Raw genomic sequence first — 22649 nt, forward strand, 5'->3', positions numbered from 1 at the left:
TCAGATCTCCCCGTAACGCGGAAGATTCTTCACATCCGCGAGCAAGGGCGCATCGGCATCCTTGGGCGAAAGCGAGGGATCTCCGACGCCCCAGTCGATGCCAATCGCCGGATCGTTCCATCGAACCGAGATCTCATCCTTCGGGCTGTAGAGCGCGTCGCATTTGTAGAAGAAATCGGCCGTCTCGGAGAGAACGGCAAAACCATGGGCGAAGCCGCGAGGGACCCACAATTGCCGCCGATTCTCCTCATTCAGCTCGACCGCAACATGACGCCCAAAATTTGGGCTACCTACGCGGACGTCGACTGCAACATCCAGGACCCGGCCGCGGAGCGCCGTGACCAGCTTGCCCTGCGCGCCCGGATTTTGTAGGTGCAGCCCCCGCAACACTCCATGACGCGAGCGTGACAGGTTGTCCTGAACGAACGGCTGCGCAACCCCGCTCTGCGCGTAGCGCTCGAATTGGTAGGTCTCCAAGAAAAAGCCGCGTTGATCGCCGAATAGCTTCGGCTCGATGATCAAAACTTCGGGCAGATCTGTCTTGATTACGTTCATTCCAGCGCCTTCAGCTCCGCACATACAACAATCTTGTGCAGCGCACACTATCTGATATTTTCAAATTGGTAAACCAGAGGGACCTAATGAAGGGAATTATACTCGCCGGCGGAACAGGCTCGCGCCTTTTTCCCGTCACGACAGTGGTATCGAAGCAGCTGCTTCCGGTTTTCGACAAGCCGATGATCTACTATCCGCTGTCGACGCTCATGCTCGCTGGCATTCGCGACATTCTCATCATCTCGACGCCGCAGGACAAGCCGTTGTTCCAGCGCTTGCTCGGTGATGGATCGGAGATCGGCGTCAACTTCTCTTACGCCACGCAGGACACCCCGCGCGGTCTTGCCGACGCCTTCATCGTCGGCCGCGAATTCGTGGGATCGGATTCAGTCGCCCTGGTTCTCGGCGACAATATCTTCTACGGCCACGGACTTCCGGAGATGCTGGCCAGGGCGGCAACACGCAAGAGCGGTGCCACGGTCTTCGGCTACGTCGTCAACTCACCCGAGCAATACGGCGTGGTCGAGCTCGATAGTGACGGACGTGCGCGCTCGATCGAAGAGAAGCCCAAGCAGCCGAAGTCGAATGTGGCCGTCACCGGCCTCTATTTCTACGACAACAGCGTGGTCGACATCGCTGCGGGGATCAAGCCTTCGGCGCGGGGCGAGATCGAGATCACCGACGTCAACAATGCCTACCTCGCGCGCGGCGACCTGTTCGTCGAAGTGCTCGGGCGCGGGTTTGCCTGGCTCGACACCGGCACGCACGCCTCGCTGGTCGAAGCCAGCCACTTCGTTCAGATACTGGAACAGCGCCAGGGCTTGCGCATCGCCTGCCCCGAGGAAATCGCCTTGCGGCGCGGTTACATTTCTCTCGAAGCCTTCAAGAAAGTTGCAGAGAAGACCGCCAAGAGCAGCTACGGCGAGTATCTGCAATCGGTTGCCCGCTCCTTCGCCGCTCAAGACTGAGGCAGATCACACATGCGTTTCGAAGGCTCCACGATTTTCGTCACGGGCGGTGCTGGTTTCATCGGCTCTGCAGTCGTCCGTCATCTCCTCCGCGACACGCACGCGCGAGTCGTCAACATCGACAAGCTGACTTATGCGGCGAACCTCGAGTCGATCCCTGACGCCGAGGCAAACCCCCGCTATGCATTCGAGCAGCAATGCATTTGCGAGGCAGCCTCGCTTCGCAAGCTGTTCGAGAAGTACCAGCCCGTCGCAGTGATGAACCTGGCGGCCGAGAGCCATGTAGATCGTTCGATCGACGGCCCTGGCGAATTCATCCAGACCAACATCGTCGGCACCTTCACGCTGCTGCAGGAGGCGCTGCGATACTGGAGGGCCCTGAGCCCGGATCGCCGCTCGCAATTCCGCTTTCTCCACATCTCCACCGACGAGGTGTTCGGGTCGCTCGGCAAGGACGGTTACTTTACCGAGACCACGTCCTATTCACCGAACTCGCCCTACTCGGCGAGCAAGGCATCCTCCGACCATCTGGTTCGCGCCTGGCGCGAGACCTACGACCTTCCGACGATGGTGACGAACTGCTCGAACAATTACGGGCCGTATCACTTCCCCGAGAAGCTGATTCCCCACATCATCATCAAGGGGCTCGCCGGCGAGCCCCTGCCGGTCTACGGCGACGGACAGAACATCCGCGACTGGCTCTACGTCGAGGACCACGCCAAGGCGCTCACGCTCGTGCTCGAGCGCGGTGCGATCGGCGAGACGTACAATGTCGGCGGTCGAAACGAGCGTACCAATTTGCACGTCGTCGAAAGCATTTGCGATATGCTGGACGAAATGTCGTCGCGCACGGCAGGCCCCCGGCGCGGCCTCATTTCGTTCGTCGCCGACCGCCCCGGTCACGATCGCCGCTACGCGATCGATGCTTCGAAGCTCGAGCGCGAGCTCGGATGGCGCGCTGACGAGAATTTCGAAAGCGGCCTTGCCAAGACGGTTCGCTGGTTCTTCGACAACCGCATCTGGTGGCAAGCCATTCTCGATCGCGGCTATCAGCAGAAGCGGATCGGCCTCGGCTAGCTAGCGGGTCGACCACCCCCTCGTGGCAGCTGCCGTCCCGCAGGAGGTGACGGCAGGCTGACCGCGTCGATCTGCAGGAGGGACTGACACGAGGATGCACGAATCCTACTTCGTCTGGATTCGCGGCCTGGATGGTCGTCCGAGGCCACAGATCTGGGACGCGGACCAGTTTTCCGGCCCTGAATGGAAGTTCAGGCACGTCATGGCGCGGCATGCCCTGGACGCAAGAGTGCGTGGGATGGGGCTGGACCGCCTCGCGAAGCTTTTTCCCGCGCCGCCTTTCCCGGACGATTTGGCCTGAGATTCTGGCGCGTGAGACTAGAGATAAGGTTGATCGACCCGGCTCTGCGCCATCCAGACCTTCCATGCGTCTTCATGCTTGGCGTACAGCTCCAGCCAGCGCTGCTCGCCGGGAGCAGGCTGAGAGCTCCGCTCGATCCAGCTGGCTCCGGTTCGGCCGCCATCCGGCTCGCGGTCGAGCCGCTCGAACTCATAGGTCTCCTCGGGCGTCAGACCGATCAGAACACGCCTGCCGACCGCATCGACAAAATATCGCCGCGGCGCATTGTTGTTCCTGACGCTCGTCATGGCGCACCTCTTTCGCGATCCATGGGCCGTTCAGACCAACAGGACACCACCCGCAAGTCCGAACGACCAAGGGCAAATTGCCGGACCATCCGTGTCGGATTCCCAAACTCAGTCACGCACGCAAGGACCATCAGGTGCCTGCAAGAACCGTGCGCAACTTAATGAGGGCATGCGAAGGGAACAGCATTGGGCACGGCCTGACCGGCCTCGTATGGTTACCTTCGCGCGGTATGATTTCGGCTGAATCCACTCAGAACGCACGGCGCGCCCTGGCTAACGACACGTGCTGGCGCTCCCAGGCCGCATGGACCGGTCGCTGCTCCCCGTGCGCCCGCCGCGCGCGCGTCGCGTAGCCGATGCAGAAGCCAACGAAGATCGAAATCAGAATCGAAACCCAACTCATGTGAAGGTCTCTCTATTTGGCGCGCGTCAGTCGCCTCCATTCGCCTAGCGAACATTCTCATCTTCGAGTTGTGTCGAGATCGTGATCATGGCCGCTGATTTTGTCGTCACAGGCGGGAATTTTTGGGCAGCAGCGTGCTTGCTTCCTGGCCGTTTGCATCAACCAACCAGCCAGAAGAAGAATTTGACTGACAGCAGAATGATAAAATAGGCCCAGCCCGCCATTGCGATCAGCGCAATGCCGAGAAAGGCACCTTCGAATGCCCGCTCTCTCATCTTCGCCAGAGGCTTTGCGGGTAGCGTTTTTTGAAGCATACCGATCTTCTTTTTTATTCGTATCGCTCGCACGATCATAGCCCAACGAATTCGACGATCTCGTGACGGACGCAGACGAGAATCGGCTGATGTGCACGCGGACTCCTGCACGACATCGATCTTCAACGAATTTTGAATCGATGCGGCGCCCAGCATCGGGGTGACGGAACAATTTTTCCGATGGGCACCTGAGCGGGATTTGAACGACTCAACAGTTTGCAGCTTTTACGCGAGATCGTCCGATCGCATCCGAAAAGTTTCACAAGCGGCCTTGCGGGAGGGCAGACCGGTTCTGCGGCAACCGGACGTCGTGACGGGGCGTCGGGCCGGATGGCTGCTGCCGTCGCTGATCGGCGCGAGATCAGAAAAACCCCGGAGTTGTACGGAGCGCCCGGCGCCGATTTCCTCGCGGTAAGGTTGAGAGGTTAGCTTAATCCCCGTTGTTTGTTGCGAAGTCTCACCGATCGCATATCCATTTTCGCACCGGGCTTCCCCAAGAGCCCGGCCCCACCCAAGCAAGGCCGTCGAGCGACATGGGTCCGCTTGGCGGCTTTGTCGTTATGTCGATGTAAGAGGATCATTTCGGTTATGGCGCGGAAGCCCTGGTCGTTCAAGGAAGACCGCCGGCTCATGGAGCTGGCCAAATCTTCGACGTCGTTGGAGGAGGCAGCGAGGCAGCTCGGGCGATCGCCCGACGCAATCAAGCGCATGGCCTTGCGTCTCGGCCTGGCTCTCAAGTCAAAGGCCGCCAAGAAGAGCTAGCGGGCGTACGCTGCGAGCGACACTTCGTGGATACGGGCCATTGCCGACGGCACCAGCCGAATGCAAGTCGCAAAACGACGCATTCCAGACGCTTCGGCGCTCTCGATCTCTCCGTGCGCGGGTGTTAGACTCTCCGATTGAACATCGACTTTTTGTCGCCGAGGCAATTGCTCGAAGCCTCGGTATCGGATCGATAGTCTGATGGAGGATTGCACCATGTTGTCCCGCACACTCGCCGTAGTTTTGCTCCTGGCTCTGCCTTCCGTGGCGTCGGCGCAAGTTCCCGTGGGGTTCGGATTCCCGAAGGGGGCACCCTGGTGTGCGTTTGGCTTCGATTGTCGATTCCTGAATTTCCACGAATGTGCGGACCGGATCTATGATCCCGCGCGCAACTGCCTCAAGAACCCATACTTCGCGGCCCGCTACCCGACCGATGTCGACAAGGGCTGGTCCTACAATCGGCGTTGAACGCCGCGCCCTACCGGCGCCGATCGCTTACCCACGAGCGGAACTCCAGGGCCGCCTCGGCATTGTTCCCTAAAGGAATGCGGAAGGCGGAGCCGATCATGGCAAACTCTTTCCTAATTGTGATGTCGATTTGGTTCGGCGTTAATATCCTGTTCGTGGCGTGGCGATTGTGGGTGACCAGGCCGGATAGCTGGAAAATGGGCACCGGTGCTCGCCATCTCAGTCCCGTCAGCGTGAAATCGCATTTGCGCCGCCACGCCTGACGCGGCCGACACCACCCGTCGCGGCGGAGACCTTCGGGTGCTGAACCGACGGTCACGCAATCGCATGCGATCGCCTTAAACCCTATCTTAGCGCCTCCGCGGTTAGAGTTCTGGTCATTCTCTCTTAACCTCTGCGGCCCGGATGAAAGCAGCATGGCCGAAACTCTCACTGGCGGTGCCCGTGCTTGCGGGCATGGTTGCGTTCGCGCTCGCCGGTCACATCGCGGCGACGCGGTTCATCCGGGATCAGCAGGCACGCCAGCTCGACGAGCTGACCGAAGCCGTGCTGCGCCGGTCCGAATTCGCTGTCGACTTCGCGACCGCGAGCCTTGACGAGCTGGCCGGCCGCGGGCTCGCCACATGCGATCCCGCATCGCTCCAGGCGATCCGCCTCCACGTCTACCAACGCTCCGCCGTGAAGGACGTCCGCCTCGTCAATTCCGACGGCTCGGTGATCTGCTCGGCCTATTCGGAGACGCTCGAATTCGACAAGGGCTGGGTCGATCGGGCCGACATGCTTGCGTCGCGCGATTCGAAGCTGATGCTGTTTCGTGTCGAGCAGTTCGGCGGCGACGCGCTCGGCGTGCTCAGGGACATCGGCGACAACAAGGCACTGGTTGCCATTCTCGGCATCAATTCCAGCCTGTTCGACATCATGCCGGCCGAGCTGCGCGCCCACAGCGAGGTTCTGCTTGCGCTCAGGAACGGTGCACAGCTCGGCGAGTTCGCGCTTGACGCCGGCAAGACGCTGCCGCATCCGATTGATTTTGAGAAAAGCTCAGCGCGCTATCCGTTGCGCGCGGTCATCCGCATTGACAGATCGGTACTGTCGACATGGAACAGCGAGGCCTACTGGCCGGCGATGGCGGCCGCGCTCGTGCTCGGCGCACTGTTCGGCATGCTGCTGTCGCGGACGCAGCGCTTGGAGGGGCCCGTCGCCGATCTCGATCGTGCGCTGGCGCGGGGTGAATTCAAGCCTTACTTCCAGCCGATCTTCGATCTCCGCACCGGCGAGATCAGGGGCTGCGAGATCCTGGCGCGCTGGCTGCGCGAAGACGGCACGGTGGTCCCGCCGATGAACTTCATCCCGCTGGCGGAATCCAGCGGACGGATCGAGGCCATGACCTGGCAGCTGCTAGGCCGCGCGCTGGCCGACCTCCAGCCGCAGCTCAAAGCCGACAAGGATTTCAAGCTCTCGTTCAATGTCGTGCCCAGGCACATGCTCGGCGCAGGCTTCATCGAAACGCTCCGCAGCACCGTCACGGCGGCACGCGTGTCCGCGCGGCAGATCGTGATCGAGGTGACCGAGCGCGACGAGCTCGACGATCTGGCGCGCGCCGCGGCCGTTGTGCGTGAGTTGCGCGACTACGGCTTTCGCGTGGCCATCGACGACGTCGGTGTCGGCCATAGCGGGCTGTCGCGGCTGAAGGGTCTCGGCGCCAACACGATCAAGATCGACAAGTTCTTCGTCGACACTATCACGGTCGACGCCTCGACCACGACGATCGTGGAGATGCTGGTGGCGCTCGCAAGGGATTTCCACATGACCGTGGTTGCGGAAGGCGTCGAAACCGAGGAGCAGGTCCACGCGCTGATCTCGTGCGGTGTCGAGGAGGGTCAGGGCTATCTCGTCGCCGCGCCCCTGCCCCTTGCGAAATTCAGCGAATTGATGGCGTCGCGGCGTGCGGCGACCGCAGTCGCGGCTCCAGCCGGCGACACTGCACTGGTGGCCTGACCGGGCCGGCTGGCCCGAATTCGAACAATTGTCATCCGAACATGTCCCGGTGCGAACCACCAGTCGTGCACCCACAATCGACCACATACGCCCCTTAACGATATTCTCCGCTTTCGAGAGCGGCACACCGGTCGACCGGCTATGATGCTGCAATGCGCCGAAATCATCTCATCGCAGCTGCGGCCATCTGCCTTGCGCTGATCGTCTATGCCACGCTGGCTACGCTTGCGGGCAGACCGGTGCTGATGGGCCATGCCGAGGCCTATTGGGTCGTGGTCATCGAGCGCTTCAGCGCCTACAGCCTGCTGGGCTTCCTGCTGTCCTTCCTGCTGCCGGGACGCTTCAGGCTGGCTTGCGCATTCGTGATCGCCGTCGCCGTCGGGCTCGAGATGTTGCAGGCGATGGTGCCCGACCGCGATCCGCGGTTCATCGACGTGCTGCAAAAGGCAGCCGGCGGCATCCTCGGCGTCAGCCTGGCCCAGACCATTCTGGCTTTTCTGCCCAGACCGCCGTCCTGACGCGAGCGGCGTCGACCCACATCGCGAGCGCGATGCGCAGCTTGGTCCGGCAGATTATTTTGCCATCTGCCCGCGCAGCTCACCGCCTGGATTGGCCGCGGTATGGATGTTCGCATACCATTTGCCGGCCAAGAGATCGGCAGCCTGCGTCTTGGTGAGGGTTGCGGTGCCGTGGATCGGGCTTTGCGTTAACTTGAACGGCAGCGCGATGCCGGCATTCTTGCCGGATTCGCTCGGTCCGTGGAAATGCGCGCCGAGCGCGGGACCGGTCAGATCCGCATAGGTGACGGTGTAGGTCAGGATCTTGGTATCGGTGTCGAAAGCCGCCTCGGCCTTGCCGGAGCCGGAGCTCGTGTTGGGCGGCACTTCGTTGCTGCCCCTGAGTTCCGCCTGCAGTTTGATCACTTCGGCACGGACCGCCGTCGCAAGAAGAGACGGGAGCGCAAAACCCAACGCACCCGCCAGGCACACGGCTCTCATCATGGTAACCTCCCAGCCCGGATCTCATTGGTTTCGACCTGCTCCGGTGTGAAACACCAGAGGTCGCGCCAAATTCCGGCTGGGTGATTATGCCTGATTCGAACGGAGCCGACTGCGGCCGGAAGCGGCGGACTTACGCCACGCCGCGCCTGAAGCTCTGCTGACCGGAGGTGAAACCGCCCGACATCTGCCGGTGGGTTTCGCGCAGCGCCGTGATCGCTTCATCGACGCCGAATTCGCCTTCGCGAATGGTTTCGAAGAACCGGGTCGTCAAGGCGAAGTCCAGCTTGACGCGGGTGTTTCCATCGCGGCTCTTGCGGCGATCGAGCGACAGGTGCAGCGCCAGCACCCTGGCCTCGGCGGCACTGCAGCCGCTGAGCGTCGCGAGTTCGTCATAAGTCATCCAGATCTGAGGCATATCCCTGTCCGCCTTTTGTTATAGGCCTCAACCTAGATTTCACATCTAAAAGCACTCTTGCCGCGGTGCGGTCTTCAGGCGCTTTCGCGGCAACAGCGTCAACGCAAAGCTAAGGCGCAGGACACATCAGGACGCGGGAGGCCTGGAGGGCGTAAACGGCGGCCGCGGCCGCGACCGGCTGTCCAGCCCCTTGGGCAGCTTGTCGGGATTGAGCTTGACGACCGCGCATCTGGCGTCGGCTGCAAGCGCTTCTTCCTGGCTGTAGATCAGCGTGCACTCGAACCTGACCTCCGGCGCCTCTCGCGCCGTGCCCGAGCACGTCGCCATCGCGCCGCTGCAGAGGCCGGTCAGATTGACCTCGACCTCATCAGGACCAAACACGCTCGGATTGCCTTCGGTATGGCGCTTCACTGCCAGGACAGCCGTGAAGCGTTGCTGATCGACCTGATAGGAGCCGCCATAGGTGAAGAAGCTGTCGCAGCCCGAGATCCGCCCCTCGATCAATTCGACAAGGCCTGTGCCCTGGCCACGCGGGGTTCTGAACCAGGCAGCGTATTTGCCGTCTCTCAGCATGAAAACATCCGTCGTAAAATTCAAACGTATTTGCGACGAACTCTGGGGCGCGACAATGACTGATGCGGCGCGTATTCCGGCACGGTTAATGCCTTGCAAAACCAATTCGTCAAATTTCCGGTGCCGCATGCGCGACGCCGGCTGCAAACTCAAAACAATTCGATGCCGTCATCCGCAGGCACGACCGCCTCGACCCGGCGGGCCGCGGCGCTCGACGACAGCCCGAGGGCTTGCAAAAATTCCCGGTGGACGTCGCGCTCCCGCTCCATCGTGTAGCGCGCGAACAGATCGTCGAGCAGCGCCTCGTCCTGCGGACGCGGCCGATGCGCGCCTGCGCTTGCCGTCTCCAGGCGCGCAGCGACGGCGGGCAACGTCGCAGAAGACTCGCCGAGCGAGCTCATCAGGCCTTGCGCCGAATTCATCAGGCCCTCGAATTCGGCACCTTCGTCGACGAGCCGGCTCATAAGCTTGCCGAGCCGCTCGTTACCGGCCTCGACCTCGCGCAGCGCCCGGAGGATCTGCGGCTCCAGATTGGTGAGCTGCGTGGGATCGCCCTGGACGCGAAGCTCCTTCAACTCATTGGCGGAGCGCTCGATGCCGTCGAGCACGGGCCGCAAGCGGCCGGCGCCGGCCGAGACCTGATCGGCGGTCGTCTTGAGCTCGTTCGCGATGACGACGAAAGCGCTGCCGCGGCTGCCGAGATGGCTCGCCTTGAGGCCCGCATTCATGCCGATCAGGGTGATGTCGACCGTGGCTTCCGCCAGTCCCGCAATGGCCTGACGGAATTTTGCCAGCGTATCCTCGACGACCGCGAGCGCCTGGTCGACCGAGCGTCCGGCGCTCTCGCAAGTGCCGATCAGGGTCGAGGCGTGAGCCAGCGTCTGCTTGATGCGGGTCAGGAACGAGGCGGAAGAACCGTTCTCGCTACCGAACAGCGTGCGGCCGTGACCGACGACGCCACTTGCATCGTTCAGGATCGCCGACAGCGCGCGGATGATCTGGCCGATGTCGCCGCCGAACTCGCGCTGCGCGTCCCTGAGCTGGGCCGCCGCCGGGCAAGCTGCGACGCCGTTGCCGAAACCAGAGGCCACCGTCGCACATATAAGCGCGGCCGGGAGCCATCCGGACCTGGACCGCGGGCGAAGCCGCCCCGGCCGTCTGCCATCGCGCCATCGCGTCTAGAGTCACGGTTTGCCGCGGCGCCGTTTTCTGCCATCACCGGTTTGAACCTGTTCCTGCCAGGGTGCACCAATACCAAGAGTGATTCTGATCACACTTGCTTGGGCGATCCCCTGCTAGGCTCCCGCTGGCACGTGGATCACTCGGGTATCTTGTTCGAACTGGATGAAAAAAGTCATGAGAAGCCTGATCGGCGCGATCGCCGGCGTGTTTTGCCTCGCGGCTCCCGCCATTGCCGAGACGCCCGCCGCCATCGTCGAGGACGTGCAGGGCAAGGTCGACGGCATCGAATTCATGGACTACGTGGCGCCCGGCAAGATCATCAAGCTCGGCCCCAAGGCTGGCATCACGCTCAGCTATCTGAAATCCTGCCTGCGCGAGACCATCACCGAGGGCGTCGTGCTGGTCGGCGCGGAGCAAAGCACCGTGCAACTCGGCAACGTCCAGCGCGTCAAGGTGCCCTGCGACGCCAACGCCGCGCAGCTCTCCGAGCGCGAGGCGAACCAGAGCGCGGCAACCACGTTCCGCACCATGCGATCCGATGCCAACAGTGCGCCGGCCAAGCTGCCGACGATCTACGGCACCGCGCCACTGATTCAGGCCAAAAGCGGCAGCACGCTGGTGATCGAACGCACCGACGGCAAGGAGCCCACGATCAGCCTCCCGCTCAAGAACGACATCATGATCGCCGGAAAATTCTATGACCTCTCGAAAGCCGGCAAGTCGCTGACGCCGGGCGGCAGCTATCTCGCGAAGCTCGGCACCAAGCGCTACACCTTCCAGGTCGACGCCAGCGCGACCTCGTCGCCGACGCCGATCGTCGGCCGTCTGCTTCGGCTCGAATAGCCGGCCAGCGACAGCAACGATGCGGAGGATCGGCAGGTGGGACATCGTTGCGGCGATCATGATAGCGCTCGTTACGGGCGCAACTTTCACGTCTCCGCCGCTCCAGACGCTGCAAGGGCTCTCGCTCGACATCCTCACGGCCTTGCGCTGGAAGCTCATCGGTGACCGCCGCGATCCCGCGACATCACCGGTCGTCGTCGTGGCCATCGATGGGGAGACCTACGACACGCCGCCCTTCAAGGGATCGCCGACGCAGACATGGACGCGCGAGATCGGCCGGGTGCTCGGAAGTATCACTGACGGGGGCGCCAAGGTCATCGGCTTCGACGTGATCTTTCAAAGCTCGATCGAGCAATCGGCGATTCCGTTCGGCGACGCGTCGTTCGGCAGCCGTTTGAAGGGATTTGACCGGGACTACCTTATCGCCGTGCGGAAGCTCTCCGACAGCGGCAAGCTCGTGCTCGGCGAAATTCTCAGCAACGACCATCCGGAGCGGCCGGATCGCGCGCAGCAACTGGCGGTGAAAGACAACATCCGCGCCCTCAACGTCCATACCGACGCCGACGACGTAATCCGGCGAATGCCGCTAAGCTTTTCCATCGCGGGCCAGCCAGTGTCCGCAATGGCCGTCGAGCTCGCCGCGCGCGCACTCGGTGCCAAGCCCGAGACCGGGTCGATCGGCGTAACGAAATTGTCCGGCTACGCGATCCCGAGCGCGGTCACCAACACGCTCACGCTCAATTTCCGCGGCATGGGCCGCGACGTCCCCACTTATTCCTTCGCCGATTTGCGCGCCTGCGTCGAAAAGGGCGACACCGAGTTCTTCCGCCGCGCCTTCGAGGGCAAGATCGTGCTGCTCGGCAGCATCCTCAATTTCGAAGACCGCAAGCTCACCTCAATGCGCCTGGCCAGCGGATATGACGGGACACCCGGGTCGCGATGCGCCCTGCCCGCGTCTGCAAGCACCGCGCAACAAGCCCGCAACGCGGTCGCCGGCGTCTTCGTTCACGCCACGGTCGTGCGAAATCTGCTCGAGCATGATGCCATCACCGAGCTCGGCTTCCCGCTGCGGACGATCCTGACAATTGTTTTCGCGGCGATCATTGCCGCTGCCGCCTGCCTGCTCGCTCCGACCGGCGCGGCGGTTACCTGGCTTGGGCTCACCGTCGCCTACGCTGCTGTCGCCGTCAGCACATTCGCGCATGCCATCGCGCTGCCCCTGACCGAGCCCGTGCTCGCCGGTCTCGCAGCGCTCGCCATGATGATCGGCTACCGCTTCGTGATCGCCGACCGCGAGGAGCGCTTCCTGCGCAAGAGCTTTGCGTTCTATCTCGCACCCGAGGTGATCGACGGCATGGTCGCCTCCGGCAAGATGCCCGTGCTCGGGGGCGAGATGCGCAACATCACCATGTTCTTCTCTGACCTCAGCGGCTTCTCCTCGATCGCCGAGAAGATGACGCCAAGCGAGCTGGTCGCGCTGATGAACGACTATCTCTCCGACATGACCGACATTATCGAAAGCCACGGCGGCTATGTCGACAAATATATCGGCGATTCCATCGTCGCGATGTTCGGCGCGCCGGCCGACGATCCCGATCATGCACGCAACGCGGTCGCCGCCGCGCTGCAATGCCGCGACCGGCTCGAGGAGCTCAACGAAAGCCATCCCGCGTTCCGTGGCCGCGGCCTCGCCCACCGCATCGGGTTGAACAGCGGCGAAGCCGTGGTCGGCAATATCGGCTCGCGCCGGCGCTTCAACTACACCGTCATGAGCGATACCGTGAACCTCGCCTCGCGGCTCGAAGGCGCCAACAAATACTTTGGCACCGTGATCATGGCGTCCGAGATGACTGTGAACCAGAGCCGCAGCGCCCACACCTGGCGCGAGCTCGACATGGTCAGGGTGCAGGGACGCGACGAGCCGATCAGGGTGTACGAGCCGCTCGCCGAGAAGAACCACGAGACGCAGGAGCAGGGCATCCGCACGGCAACTTACGCCAGCGGGCTTGCGTGCTGGCGTGCGCGCGACTTCGCCAAAGCGGCCGAGCTGTTCGAGAGCGCCGCCGGCGACGATCCGCCGTGCCGATATTTTGCCAAGCGTGCGCGGACACTGGCGGCGCATCCACCGCCGGCCAACTGGACGGCGGTGAATACGCTGGAAGGGAAGTAGCCGCAGAACTTGCCGTCCGCCGGGGGAGCCTAGAACGGCAGCCCGACATAGTTCTCCGCCAAGAGCCGCTGCGCCGTCTCGGACGACAACAGGTACTCCAGCTCGGTCTGCTGGAGACGATCTTCATACTCGGAACGATCGGGGAAACGGTGCAGCAGCATCGTCATCCACCACGAGAAGCGCTGCGCCTTCCATATCCGCGCCAATGCCTTGGCGGAATAGCCCGCCAGCCCGGAATCGTCGCCATCCTGATAGTGCGCGAGCATCGCGTGGTAGAGGTAATAGATGTCGGAAGCGGCGCTGTTCAGCCCGCGCGCGCCGGTCGGCGGCACGATGTGGGCGGCATCGCCGGCGAGGAACAGTCGGCCATAGCTCATCGGCTCGGCGACGAAGCTGCGCAAAGGCGCGATGCTCTTTTCGATCGAGGGGCCGGTGATCAAGCGGTCTGCGACCTCATCGGGCAGGCGACGCTTCAGCTCCGCCCAGAATGCATCGTCCGACCAGTCTTCGACCTTGTCAGTCAGCGGCACCTGGAGGTAATAGCGGCTCAGCACCTGTGAGCGCAGCGAGCAGAGCGCAAAGCCGCGCGCATGCTTCACGTAGATGAGCTCAGGCGACACCGGCCTGGTCCGCGACAACACGCCGAGCCAGCCGAACGGATAGACCTTTTCATATTCACGCAGCACATCCTTCGGGATCGATTTGCGGCTGACGCCGTGAAATCCGTCGGCGCCGACGATGTAGTCGCAATCAACGCGGACGGTCTCGCCGTTCGATCGATACGTCACGTAGGGCCGGTCGGAGGTCAGATCATGCGGCGTCACGTCCCCGGCATTATGCACGACCTTGCCACTGAGCCGGTCGCGCGCCTCATAGAGGTCGCGCGTCAGCTCGGTCTGGCCGTAGACCAGCACCGAATTGCCGCCGGAATGCTTGTTTAGATCGACATGGGAGAGCACGCCGTCATGGGCGATCTCGAAGCCGTTGTGGATCTCGCCCTCGCGGTCCATCCGCTCGCCGCATTGCGCCTCGCGCATCAGCCGGGCAAAGCCATGCTCGAGCACGCCGGCGCGGATGCGCGCCAGCACGTGCTCGCGGCTGTATTTCTCCAGCACGATGGTATCGATGCCCTTCAGGTGCAGGAGCTGGGACAGCAGCAGCCCGGACGGCCCGCCGCCGATGATGCAAACCTGAACTTTCATTTTTCCGGCCTCCCGTCGGCACTTTTTTTGCAGATTCCGCCGCCTGTACCGATGGAGGCTTTCGCCATTGTCTTGTACTATTCGAACATGAGAACCGCAGCCCCCGCCCCGGCCATCCGGGTCTACAATCTGTTCGGCGAAGCCGGCGACCTGCCGGACGTCGTCCATTGCGAGACGATTGCGTCGCGCTCGGTGCTGCATGACTGGACGCTCGCCGTGCACCGCCACGCCCGGCTGCACCAGGTGCTGCTGATCGAGCGCGGTGGCGGCGAGGCGACACTCGACGGACGCGTGGTGCCGCTCAGGCCGATGCAGATCGTCAACGTGCCGGTCGGCCATGTCCACGGCTTCCGTTTCGTGCGGGAGACCCAGGGCTGGGTTCTGACCATCGCCGCGGAAATCCTGGACGAGGCACTGCTCGCCGCCGAGGGCCTGCGCGGCGTGCTGTCACGATCGGCCGTCGTTCGCGGCACGCCGCAGATCCGCGCGACGATGAAACAGATCTTTGCCGAGCACGCTGCGCGCGATTTCGGCCGCGCGCATGTGCTGCGCGCGCTGTCGGCCGCCATGATCGGCCTCGTGGCACGAGCGCTTACAGCCGAGAGCGGCACCAGCAGCAGCTCTGAATCAAATCTGTTCCGCCGCTTCGAAGCCCTGCTCGAACAGCATCATCTGGAGCGCCGGACCGTTGCGGACTACGCGAACGCGCTGGCGATCACGCCGACCCATCTCAACCGCATCACGCGCGCGGCAACCGGCGATACCGCCTCGCACCTTATCCTGAACCGGCTGATCCGCGAGGCACGCCGCAACCTCGTCTATACAAATCTTCCGGTCTCGACGATCGCCTATGCGCTCGGCTTCGAGGACCCCGCCTATTTCAGCCGGGTCTACGCCGCAGCCACCGGGCTGTCACCGCGCGCCTTTCGCGCTCAGATTCATGGCGATGAAGGCTGATCCACATGTTACTGGTGCGCTCGCTCCTGCGCGGATTCCACCGGCGCTTCGTCCGGATGCCGCTTCTCGTAATGCAGGAAGAGATCGAGCAGCGCCAGCAGCACGATGAGGACGCCGAAGCCGATGCTCAGATGCATCGCCCGCGTATGCGGAAATCCGAGCAGCCAGGGCGACGCGACGAGCCAGACGCCCATCAGGACGTTGATCCATTCCTCCCAGTCCCGGTAAGCGATGATGGCTGCCAGCGAGAGCACGACGATGATCGCGCTCGTGACCCAGAGGTCGATCTTGCCCTGACTATTTGTCAATTTGAACAGCCATGGCGATATGAAGAGAACGGCGGCGAGAAACAGATTATAGACGTCAGGGACAGTTTCGCGCTCTTGCAGCCTGCTCATGACACACCCTCCGCGGAGGACCCGTCGGAGCAAAGATCGGGAAGCGATTTGGTTCCCATTCGCCGTGGGCTGACCGGCTAGACTTTGGTCTCGCTCAGGAACCGAACCGACGACGATAGTCCTGCGGCGCCGTGGCCAGCACGCGCAGAAAACTGCGGCGCATGGTCTCCTCCGACCCGAAACCGCAGCGCTGGGATATCCGCTTCACCGGCAGGCGCGTCTCCGACAGCATTCGCCGCGCAGCTTCCACCCGCAACCGCTCGATGGCCCGCAGCGGCGTCAGTCCGGTCGCCTTGGCATAATGGCGGCTGAAACTGCGCTCGCTCATGCCGGCCTCGTGTGCCAGTCTGGACAGAGAGAGATCGCCGGCGAGATGCTTGCTGATCCATTGGTGCAACACGCCGAATTCATCCTCGGCGGATTGCAGCGACAGCGCCTCGCTGAACTGCGCCTGCCCGCCCGGCCGCTTGAGGAAGACGACGAGATAACGCGCCACGGCCAGCGCGGTGGTGCGGCCGAGATCCTCCTCCACCAGGGCCAGCGCCAGATCGATGCCGGCGGTTACGCCCGCCGAGGTCCACATCGAGCCATCGCGCACGAAGATCGGATCTGGCTCGACGCGCACGGCCGGGAAACGCCGCGCGAGCTCGGCGCAATACGACCAATGGGTCACCGCACGGCGTCCGTCGAGCGCGCCGGATGCACCGAGCAGAAATGCGCCGGTGCAAACCGACGCCACGCGCCGCGCCTTCTTCACGCGCTGCCGCAGCCAGTCCAACAGCACCGGATCGGAAGCGGCGAGATCGACACCCGGACCACCTGCGACAACCAACGTGTCCAGCCCGCTGCCGGCGCGCGGCAGCGGCTCCGTTGCAATCGCCAGTCCCGAGGACGCCGTCACCCGCGCGCGATCTTTCGCCACCACGCGAAGCGCATAAGGCGGCGTTCCGCCGGCTTCCACGATCTGCTCGTTGGCGGTCGCGAACACCTGGAGCGGTCCGGTGACGTCGAGCAGCTGTACCGATGGATAAGCCAGCACTTCGATCACGCGCACGGAACTCCGCGTGGCACGAGAAATGGAGCTTGGCGAGAAACGAGGGGTCTTTGGCATTTGCGCCAAAACGTGCCCGGTTATGTTGCCGCTGTCCAGCCTCGAGGAGAGACCATGACCACGAAGACTTTTACCAAGACCGCCCCGCCGGAATGGCTTCTCGCGATGTGGAAGGAGATCGACGACAAGACCTTTGGCAAGGGTTTTGACTGTTTCGCCGACGATGCGATCTGCAATCTCGGCGTTGCCGACTGGCACGGCCGCGAGGCGATCCGCAACAATCTGCGGCAGTTCATCGACCGTGGCTTCACCGCGCTGCATAACGTCGTCGAGTACTGGGACAGCCCTGAGCTCAAGATCTTCCACGGCAAGGTCGCGATGCGCTTCGACGATCCCAGCATCGAACCCGTGAGACCGACGATGGCCCATTTCTTCTATATGGACGAAAAAGATCCCACCAAGGTCAAGCGCTGGGTCGGAGCGGTGGGACCGACCGGATTTTAGTTGGCGCGTCACCGACGGAGCTCGGCGGTGCAAGCTTCACCACGACAAGAGAGCCGGCCTCACCATCGGATGCGGCCGGCTCATTCCTGATCACGTGAAGCAAACATCGAAGAACAAGACCTTCTCCGGCCCCTGCAAGTTGATCGCGAAGAATATACGACCATGACAGCGCGCTCGTCGCTCGAAAATCGAAGGCGGCCATAGCCGGGATCAGGCGAATTCGGACCGGGCCCGCCACTATTCCCGGCGCTTCTACTTACCTTGGTATAGAGCGACCAACCCTTTGGATAGAATTCGTTTACCTCCGTACGATTGAGCGCGGAATGCGCACGCCTTATCGTGGCTGCATTCGGCGCCCCAGACGCTGGTGGCACGGACCTCCCTAACCTTGGCGCAAGACGGCCACACCCTGTCCGGTCGTCTGCGCTGCTTTTTCAGCAAGCCGTCAGCGACCTCAGTGTTTTCCCGGCCGACACATCGAGCCCTCGCGGTCGAAGCTGCCGGCTTCCATGCGAAACTGGAGTTTCGTGCTTAATGTCTTCGTTTGAGAAGATCGCGCTCTTCATCGATGGCTCCAATCTCTATGCCACCTCCAAGGCGCTCGGTTTCGACATCGATTACAGGCGTCTGCTCAGCGAATTTCGCGGCCGAGGCGTGTTGCTGCGGGCCTTCTACTACACGACACTCATTGACGATCAGGAATACTCGTCAATCCGCCCATTGATCGATTGGCTCGACTATAACGGGTATACCGTCGTCACCAAGCTCACCAAGGAGTTTGTCGACGCCACCACCGGCCGCCGCAAGGTGAAGGGCAGCATGGACGTGGACCTCGCCGTGACGGCGATGGAGCTCGCCGGGCACGTCGATCAGATCGTGTTGTTCTCAGGCGATGGAGATTTTCGTTCGCTGGTGGAAGCCGTGCAGCGCCGCGGCGTCCGGGTGACCGTCATCTCCACGCTGGCCAGCCAGCCGCCGATGATCGCCGACGAACTGCGCCGACAGGCGGACATCTTCGTTGACCTGGCGGAACTGAAGCCGAGAGTGGGGCGCGATCCGGCGGAACGGCCGGGATCGCGCGAGATGCGTCAGCAACCGCCGCAATTCATCGCGCGCGGAACGGTGAATCGAAGCGACCAGCTGGAATAATCTGGGCCTGACGATCCTGGATCGTCAGACGTCGAAGAACACCGTCTCGTCCGGTCCCTGCAGATTGATCGCGAAGGAATATACGGCCTTGCCGGCGCGCTCGCTGCGGGTGGCGATCAGCGTGTTGCGACGCACCGGAGGCTCGACCAGATTGAGCACGGGATCGGCGGCGTTGGCGGCCTCTTCATCGGAGAAATAGAGCCGGGTGTTGAGCCCAATATTGATGCCGCGGGCGACAATCCAGATGTTGACGTGCGGCGCGCATTTGCGCCCGGCCCTGTCGACGATCGCACCCGGCTTGATGGTCTCGAAGGTGACGAGTCCGCTCTCGAAATCGGAGCCGGCACGGCCCCAGCCGCGGAAGTCCTCGTCCAGCGCGCCGGCCGAACGATCAGCCGGATGGTTGTAGCGGCCGGCCGCGTTGGCCTGCCAGATCTCCAAAAGAACGTCGCGCAGCACCGTGCCGCTGCCGTCGATCACCCTCCCTTCCAGCGTGATGCGTTCACCCTTCGTGTTCGGCGTCACCAGCACGTTGGAAAAGTTCTTCTCGAAAATGTCGAAGCCGGCCATGGCCGGGATCAGGCCGATATGAACGTAGGGTCCGGCGGTCTGCGAGGCGGTTTCCTTGAGATAGTTGAGCGGCTGCGGCATGGGCTCAGTTCCCTTCGGGACGGTTCTCGAAATAGGTGGAGCGCTGGCCGCGCAGCACGATGTCGAAGCGATAGGCGAGTGAGTCGAACGGCGTCGAGGCGTTGAGGTCGAGCGGCGCCACCAGGCGATCGAGCGCGTCCTTGTCCGGGATCGTCGTCAGGATCGGGCAGACCGGGATCAGCGGATCGCCCTCAAAGTACATCTGCGTGATCAGCCGCTGCGCAAAGCCCGAGCCGAACACCGAGAAATGGATGTGGGCGGGGCGCCAGCTGTTGACGAAGTTGCGCCAGGGATAGGGCCCAGGCTTCACGGTGCGGAAGTAGTAATAGCCGGTGTCGTCGGTCAGAGCACGGCCGCAGCCGCCGAAATTCGGATCGATCGGCGCCAGATACGTGTCCTTCCTGTGCCGGTAGCGGCCGCCGGCATTGGCCTGCCAGAACTCGACCAGCGTATTCGGCACCCCGCGGCCGGTCTCGTCCAGCACGCGGCCGTGGACGATGATGCGCTCTCCGACGGGATCGCCGTCCTTGGCGTAGTTGCGGATCAGATCGTTGTCGAGCGGGCCGAGATCGTTGTGGCCGAACACCGGCCCCGTGATCTCCGAGACCGAGCTCTCCAGCGACAGCAGCGGCTGGCGCGGCGAGCGCAGCACCGAGGATTTGTAGCCGGGCGCGTAGGCCGGCGGGTGGATGGCGCGGTCGCGCTGGAAGAAGCCGCCGTCACGCGGCGTGAACGGCTCGGGAGCGTTGAGGCGGCGATCCCTTAAGGCTGGCGCCTGGGCATTCATCGGCGTTGTCTCTCCCTTTGGCTGCGGCCGGTCCTGGCGCACGGCCTATCGGGAGATCATGGGCCGGCCTATTCCACAGATAAATAGATCGATTATAATATATTGCATGAAAAAAATCGATCATTTGGCGCTCGACGGCCACGCCCTCGAACTGTTCCTCGCCGTGCTGGAGGAAGGTTCGGTGACGGCTGCCGCAACCCGGCTCGGCCTGACACAGTCGGCCGTCAGTCACGCCCTGAACAAGTTGCGGCGGATCGCCGGCGATCCGCTTTTCACCAAATCCGGCCGTGGCATTGTCGCGACCGCCCACGCCCAGGCGCTGGCCGCAAAAGCGCGGGCGCTGATCGACGAGATGCGCAGCTTCGCAGGCGGTGTCACGTTCGAGCCGGCGAGCGCGCAGCTCTCGCTGACGATCGCTGCCAACGACCTTCAGCGCGATTTGCTGCTGCCGCGCTTCTTCGGACATGTCGCCGCGCAGGTGAAGAGCCTCAATCTGCGTCTAATCCCATCGCAGTCGCCCTCGCCTGCGATGCTGCGCGAGAATCGTTGCGATCTCCTGATCACACCGCTGCCGCCGTCCGGCATCGACATTGTGCAAAAGCGGCTGCTGCGGGATCATTACGTCTGCTATTACGATCCCAAGGCGCGCACCGCACCAGGCAGCCGTAGCGGCTATCTCGCAGCGCGCCACATCACCGTGGTCTATACCGACAACGAGCGGCTCGATTTCGACCGCCGGCTCGCCGCGAACGGCTTCCACCGCGACATTGCCATCTCCGTGCCGAGCTTCTCCGGCGTGCCGTCGTTCCTGCGCGGGACGCAGATGCTGGCGAGCATGCCGAGCCTGCTGGCCTCCGGCGTGATGCGTGGCTTCGCGCATGCGCTGATACCGCTGGCCTCACGCACGCGAACGCTGGCCGAACTGCCGATGTTCATGGTCTGGCACCAGCGCTATCAGAAGGACCCGGCGCATCGCTGGATCAGGGCCCAACTCGAAGCCGTGGCCGCGACCGCCGCGGAGACTTGAGACCCCGTCCCAAGTTTCGGAAGCCCGCCCCTCGCCAAACCCACTGGTTGCGCAGGGAGAGCCACGCTAGAATTCCCACATGACAGTGACCGATATCGCGAGCCGAACCTACAATCACAGCTGGCGGCTGGATCCCATCATCCGCAGCCTGCTTGATACCGACTTCTATAAGCTGTTGATGTTACAGCTGATTCGGGAATCATACCCGGATCAACAGGTGACGTTTTCGGTCATCAATCGTTCGCGCCATGTGCGCCTTGCCGAGATCATCGACGAGGGCGAGCTGCGCGCCCAGCTCGATCATGCCCGCACCATCCGCTTCACCAAGAAGGAGTTGATCTGGCTCGCCGGCAACACCTTCTACGGCAAGACGCACATGTTCTCCGCGGATTTCATCCGCTGGCTCGCCGAATTCCGCCTTCCCGAATACGAGCTGCGCAAGGTCGAGGGCCAGTATGAGCTGCATTTCCACGGGCCCTGGACCCATACCACGATGTGGGAAATTCCAGCGCTCGCCATCCTCAACGAATTGCGCTCGCGTTCGGCGATGAAGGGCCGCGGCCGCTTCGAGCTGGACGTGCTCTATGCCCGCGCCAAGGCCAAGCTATGGACCAAGGTGGAGCGGCTGCGCGAGCTGGAAAATTTGCGGCTGTCCGACTTCGGCACCCGCCGCCGCCACGGCTTCCTGTGGCAGCGCTGGTGCGTAGAAGCGGTGAAGGAGGGCCTGGGTTCGTCCTTCATCGGCACCTCCAACGTGCTGCTGGCGATGGACAACGATCTCGAAGCCATCGGCACCAATGCGCATGAGCTGCCGATGGTCGCCGCCGCGCTCGCCAAGGACGACGAAGAATTGCGCTGGGCGCCGTATCGCGTTCTCGACCAGTGGCGTCAGACCTATGGCGGTAATCTGCTGATCGCGCTGCCGGATGCTTTCGGCACCAAAGCCTTCCTGCGCGATGCGCCGGAATGGGTGGCGGACTGGACCGGCTTCCGCCCCGACAGCGCGCCGCCAATCCAGGCCGGCGAAGAGATCATCGCATGGTGGGCGAAGAAGGGCCGCAACCCCAAGGACAAGCTGCTCGTGTTCTCCGACGCGATGGATGTCGGCTCGATCGAGGAGACCTATCACCACTTCGCCGGCCGCTCGCGGCTCTCGTTCGGCTGGGGCACCAATCTCACCAACGATTTCGTCGGCTGCGCGCCGGATGGCTCATTCGATCTCGATCCGATCTCGATCGTGTGCAAGGTGTCATCGGTCGACGGACATCCGGCCGTCAAGCTCTCCGACAATCCGGAGAAGGCAACCGGTCTTCCCTCGGAGATCGAGCGCTATTTGCGCGTGTTCGGCGATGCCGGCCGCGTGCGCAAGCCTGTGCTGGTCTAGTCCCGATCCAAATTCTCTCAATCGAGTAAATCGCGGGAGTCGGATTCGCGGCATCGGTGCGCGGGTTCCGGCTCAGCGGCATTTGCAGCGATCTGCGCGCATCCGTTTCACAACGCTTTCACCCTGCAAGACAATCTCTCGGCTTTTCCAGGTCGAGTTAAGCAGCGTTCCCGCCTCATTCGCGTTATGAGCGGAACGCTCCGCTGGGATCGTTGAGCGATT

General features: G+C 62.9%; 25 protein-coding genes. 13 read left to right on the forward strand and 12 right to left on the reverse strand.

Translation table 11 applies throughout. From position 1 onward, the window contains the following. Positions 1–555: a dTDP-4-dehydrorhamnose 3,5-epimerase gene (rfbC, locus tag ABID59_RS23310; RefSeq protein WP_354034854.1), complete on the reverse strand. Its 555-nt coding sequence runs from the start codon at positions 553–555 to the stop codon at positions 1–3. An 86-nt stretch (positions 556–641) separates the two neighbouring features. Between rfbC and rfbA the strand changes: the two genes are divergently transcribed. Beyond that, the gene (gene rfbA, locus ABID59_RS23315; RefSeq protein ID WP_354034651.1) at positions 642–1523 is read left to right on the forward strand and encodes a glucose-1-phosphate thymidylyltransferase RfbA; all 882 of its coding nucleotides are present in this window, start codon (positions 642–644) and stop codon (positions 1521–1523) included. Positions 1524–1535: 12 nt separating this feature from the next. After that, a complete protein-coding gene (rfbB, locus tag ABID59_RS23320; protein WP_354084923.1) occupies positions 1536–2600 on the forward strand; it encodes a dTDP-glucose 4,6-dehydratase in 1065 nt (354 codons plus the stop codon). Positions 2601–2918: 318 nt separating this feature from the next. Here rfbB and ABID59_RS23325 read toward each other — a convergent pair whose 3' ends face one another. Beyond that, positions 2919–3188 (reverse strand): hypothetical protein, encoded by a 270-nt coding sequence (locus ABID59_RS23325; protein ID WP_354034655.1) that lies wholly within the window; start codon positions 3186–3188, stop codon positions 2919–2921. Positions 3189–3749: 561 nt separating this feature from the next. Further along, entirely contained in the window at positions 3750–4061 is a 312-nt protein-coding gene (locus tag ABID59_RS23330; RefSeq protein ID WP_354084924.1) for a hypothetical protein, read from the reverse strand. Between the two features lie 432 nt (positions 4062–4493). On the opposite strand from ABID59_RS23330, the gene ABID59_RS23335 reads away from it, so the two are divergent. From ABID59_RS23335 to ABID59_RS23350, 4 genes are all read left to right on the forward strand, one after another. Next, positions 4494–4667 (forward strand): hypothetical protein, encoded by a 174-nt coding sequence (locus ABID59_RS23335; protein ID WP_354034658.1) that lies wholly within the window; start codon positions 4494–4496, stop codon positions 4665–4667. A gap of 566 nt (positions 4668–5233) precedes the next feature. Continuing rightward, positions 5234–5398: a hypothetical protein gene (locus tag ABID59_RS23340; RefSeq protein WP_354034659.1), complete on the forward strand. Its 165-nt coding sequence runs from the start codon at positions 5234–5236 to the stop codon at positions 5396–5398. Between the two features lie 142 nt (positions 5399–5540). Beyond that, the gene (locus ABID59_RS23345) at positions 5541–7133 is read left to right on the forward strand and encodes an EAL domain-containing protein (protein WP_354084925.1); all 1593 of its coding nucleotides are present in this window, start codon (positions 5541–5543) and stop codon (positions 7131–7133) included. A 152-nt stretch (positions 7134–7285) separates the two neighbouring features. After that, positions 7286–7651, forward strand: a complete 366-nt coding sequence (locus ABID59_RS23350; RefSeq protein ID WP_354034662.1) for a VanZ family protein — start codon at positions 7286–7288, stop codon at positions 7649–7651. A gap of 54 nt (positions 7652–7705) precedes the next feature. Here the strand turns inward: ABID59_RS23350 and ABID59_RS23355 are convergent, their stop codons facing one another. The 4 genes from ABID59_RS23355 to ABID59_RS23370 form a co-directional block, all read right to left on the reverse strand. Next, complete coding sequence (locus ABID59_RS23355; protein WP_354084926.1) at positions 7706–8134, reverse strand: CHRD domain-containing protein; 429 nt, start codon at positions 8132–8134, stop codon at positions 7706–7708. 130 nt (positions 8135–8264) lie between these two features. Further along, the gene (locus ABID59_RS23360) at positions 8265–8549 is read right to left on the reverse strand and encodes a hypothetical protein (RefSeq protein WP_354084927.1); all 285 of its coding nucleotides are present in this window, start codon (positions 8547–8549) and stop codon (positions 8265–8267) included. Positions 8550–8675: 126 nt separating this feature from the next. Then, positions 8676–9122 carry a hypothetical protein gene (locus tag ABID59_RS23365; protein ID WP_354034667.1) on the reverse strand — a complete coding sequence of 149 codons (447 nt, stop codon included), beginning with the start codon at positions 9120–9122 and terminating at the stop codon, positions 8676–8678. Positions 9123–9271: 149 nt separating this feature from the next. Further along, positions 9272–10213 carry a methyl-accepting chemotaxis protein gene (locus ABID59_RS23370; RefSeq protein ID WP_354084928.1) on the reverse strand — a complete coding sequence of 314 codons (942 nt, stop codon included), beginning with the start codon at positions 10211–10213 and terminating at the stop codon, positions 9272–9274. A 265-nt stretch (positions 10214–10478) separates the two neighbouring features. On the opposite strand from ABID59_RS23370, the gene ABID59_RS23375 reads away from it, so the two are divergent. Both ABID59_RS23375 and ABID59_RS23380 read left to right on the forward strand, forming a co-directional pair. Further along, on the forward strand, positions 10479–11147 hold the full coding sequence (locus ABID59_RS23375) for a hypothetical protein (protein ID WP_354034670.1): 669 nt from the start codon (positions 10479–10481) through the stop codon (positions 11145–11147). Positions 11148–11166: 19 nt separating this feature from the next. Next, entirely contained in the window at positions 11167–13317 is a 2151-nt protein-coding gene (locus ABID59_RS23380; protein ID WP_354084929.1) for a CHASE2 domain-containing protein, read from the forward strand. 29 nt (positions 13318–13346) lie between these two features. Here the strand turns inward: ABID59_RS23380 and pobA are convergent, their stop codons facing one another. Further along, positions 13347–14519: a 4-hydroxybenzoate 3-monooxygenase gene (gene pobA / locus ABID59_RS23385; protein ID WP_354084930.1), complete on the reverse strand. Its 1173-nt coding sequence runs from the start codon at positions 14517–14519 to the stop codon at positions 13347–13349. Positions 14520–14570: 51 nt separating this feature from the next. Between pobA and ABID59_RS23390 the strand changes: the two genes are divergently transcribed. Then, positions 14571–15476 (forward strand): helix-turn-helix domain-containing protein, encoded by a 906-nt coding sequence (locus ABID59_RS23390; protein WP_148755416.1) that lies wholly within the window; start codon positions 14571–14573, stop codon positions 15474–15476. Positions 15477–15484: 8 nt separating this feature from the next. Here the strand turns inward: ABID59_RS23390 and ABID59_RS23395 are convergent, their stop codons facing one another. Both ABID59_RS23395 and ABID59_RS23400 read right to left on the reverse strand, forming a co-directional pair. Continuing rightward, on the reverse strand, positions 15485–15874 hold the full coding sequence (locus ABID59_RS23395) for an SPW repeat protein (RefSeq protein WP_354084931.1): 390 nt from the start codon (positions 15872–15874) through the stop codon (positions 15485–15487). 94 nt (positions 15875–15968) lie between these two features. Beyond that, a complete protein-coding gene (locus ABID59_RS23400) occupies positions 15969–16919 on the reverse strand; it encodes a GlxA family transcriptional regulator (protein ID WP_502916826.1) in 951 nt (316 codons plus the stop codon). Positions 16920–17039: 120 nt separating this feature from the next. Here ABID59_RS23400 and ABID59_RS23405 point away from each other — a divergent pair, with 120 nt between their 5' ends. Together ABID59_RS23405 and ABID59_RS23410 are read left to right on the forward strand one after the other, a co-directional pair. Continuing rightward, positions 17040–17429 carry a nuclear transport factor 2 family protein gene (locus ABID59_RS23405; protein WP_354084933.1) on the forward strand — a complete coding sequence of 130 codons (390 nt, stop codon included), beginning with the start codon at positions 17040–17042 and terminating at the stop codon, positions 17427–17429. 534 nt (positions 17430–17963) lie between these two features. Beyond that, positions 17964–18578 (forward strand): LabA-like NYN domain-containing protein, encoded by a 615-nt coding sequence (locus tag ABID59_RS23410; protein ID WP_148755412.1) that lies wholly within the window; start codon positions 17964–17966, stop codon positions 18576–18578. Between the two features lie 24 nt (positions 18579–18602). Here ABID59_RS23410 and pcaG read toward each other — a convergent pair whose 3' ends face one another. After that, a complete protein-coding gene (pcaG, locus tag ABID59_RS23415; protein ID WP_354084934.1) occupies positions 18603–19229 on the reverse strand; it encodes a protocatechuate 3,4-dioxygenase subunit alpha in 627 nt (208 codons plus the stop codon). 4 nt (positions 19230–19233) lie between these two features. Then, positions 19234–20016, reverse strand: coding sequence for a protocatechuate 3,4-dioxygenase subunit beta (pcaH, locus tag ABID59_RS23420; protein WP_354084935.1), 783 nt, complete (start codon positions 20014–20016; stop codon positions 19234–19236). 106 nt (positions 20017–20122) lie between these two features. Here pcaH and ABID59_RS23425 point away from each other — a divergent pair, with 106 nt between their 5' ends. Next, positions 20123–21043, forward strand: a complete 921-nt coding sequence (locus ABID59_RS23425) for a LysR family transcriptional regulator (RefSeq protein ID WP_354084936.1) — start codon at positions 20123–20125, stop codon at positions 21041–21043. 79 nt (positions 21044–21122) lie between these two features. Further along, positions 21123–22427, forward strand: a complete 1305-nt coding sequence (gene pncB, locus ABID59_RS23430) for a nicotinate phosphoribosyltransferase (protein ID WP_354084937.1) — start codon at positions 21123–21125, stop codon at positions 22425–22427. The last annotated feature ends 222 nt before the right edge of the window (positions 22428–22649 follow it).

Origin of the sequence: Bradyrhizobium sp. S3.3.6, assembly GCF_040546905.1 — a bacterium.
GTDB lineage: Bacteria > Pseudomonadota > Alphaproteobacteria > Rhizobiales > Xanthobacteraceae > Bradyrhizobium > Bradyrhizobium cytisi.

Coding starts and splice junctions, on each gene's coding strand:
- rfbC (WP_354034854.1), bottom strand. CDS start 555: ATGAACGTAATCAAGACAGATCTGCCCGAAGTTTTGATCATCGAGCCG.
- rfbA (WP_354034651.1), top strand. CDS start 642: ATGAAGGGAATTATACTCGCCGGCGGAACAGGCTCGCGCCTTTTTCCC.
- rfbB (WP_354084923.1), top strand. CDS start 1,536: ATGCGTTTCGAAGGCTCCACGATTTTCGTCACGGGCGGTGCTGGTTTC.
- ABID59_RS23325 (WP_354034655.1), bottom strand. CDS start 3,188: ATGACGAGCGTCAGGAACAACAATGCGCCGCGGCGATATTTTGTCGAT.
- ABID59_RS23330 (WP_354084924.1), bottom strand. CDS start 4,061: ATGCTGGGCGCCGCATCGATTCAAAATTCGTTGAAGATCGATGTCGTG.
- ABID59_RS23335 (WP_354034658.1), top strand. CDS start 4,494: ATGGCGCGGAAGCCCTGGTCGTTCAAGGAAGACCGCCGGCTCATGGAG.
- ABID59_RS23340 (WP_354034659.1), top strand. CDS start 5,234: ATGGCAAACTCTTTCCTAATTGTGATGTCGATTTGGTTCGGCGTTAAT.
- ABID59_RS23345 (WP_354084925.1), top strand. CDS start 5,541: ATGAAAGCAGCATGGCCGAAACTCTCACTGGCGGTGCCCGTGCTTGCG.
- ABID59_RS23350 (WP_354034662.1), top strand. CDS start 7,286: ATGCGCCGAAATCATCTCATCGCAGCTGCGGCCATCTGCCTTGCGCTG.
- ABID59_RS23355 (WP_354084926.1), bottom strand. CDS start 8,134: ATGATGAGAGCCGTGTGCCTGGCGGGTGCGTTGGGTTTTGCGCTCCCG.
- ABID59_RS23360 (WP_354084927.1), bottom strand. CDS start 8,549: ATGCCTCAGATCTGGATGACTTATGACGAACTCGCGACGCTCAGCGGC.
- ABID59_RS23365 (WP_354034667.1), bottom strand. CDS start 9,122: ATGCTGAGAGACGGCAAATACGCTGCCTGGTTCAGAACCCCGCGTGGC.
- ABID59_RS23375 (WP_354034670.1), top strand. CDS start 10,479: ATGAGAAGCCTGATCGGCGCGATCGCCGGCGTGTTTTGCCTCGCGGCT.
- ABID59_RS23380 (WP_354084929.1), top strand. CDS start 11,167: ATGCGGAGGATCGGCAGGTGGGACATCGTTGCGGCGATCATGATAGCG.
- pobA (WP_354084930.1), bottom strand. CDS start 14,519: ATGAAAGTTCAGGTTTGCATCATCGGCGGCGGGCCGTCCGGGCTGCTG.
- ABID59_RS23390 (WP_148755416.1), top strand. CDS start 14,571: ATGGAGGCTTTCGCCATTGTCTTGTACTATTCGAACATGAGAACCGCA.
- ABID59_RS23395 (WP_354084931.1), bottom strand. CDS start 15,874: ATGAGCAGGCTGCAAGAGCGCGAAACTGTCCCTGACGTCTATAATCTG.
- ABID59_RS23405 (WP_354084933.1), top strand. CDS start 17,040: ATGACCACGAAGACTTTTACCAAGACCGCCCCGCCGGAATGGCTTCTC.
- ABID59_RS23410 (WP_148755412.1), top strand. CDS start 17,964: ATGTCTTCGTTTGAGAAGATCGCGCTCTTCATCGATGGCTCCAATCTC.
- pcaG (WP_354084934.1), bottom strand. CDS start 19,229: ATGCCGCAGCCGCTCAACTATCTCAAGGAAACCGCCTCGCAGACCGCC.
- pcaH (WP_354084935.1), bottom strand. CDS start 20,016: ATGAATGCCCAGGCGCCAGCCTTAAGGGATCGCCGCCTCAACGCTCCC.
- ABID59_RS23425 (WP_354084936.1), top strand. CDS start 20,123: ATGAAAAAAATCGATCATTTGGCGCTCGACGGCCACGCCCTCGAACTG.
- pncB (WP_354084937.1), top strand. CDS start 21,123: ATGACAGTGACCGATATCGCGAGCCGAACCTACAATCACAGCTGGCGG.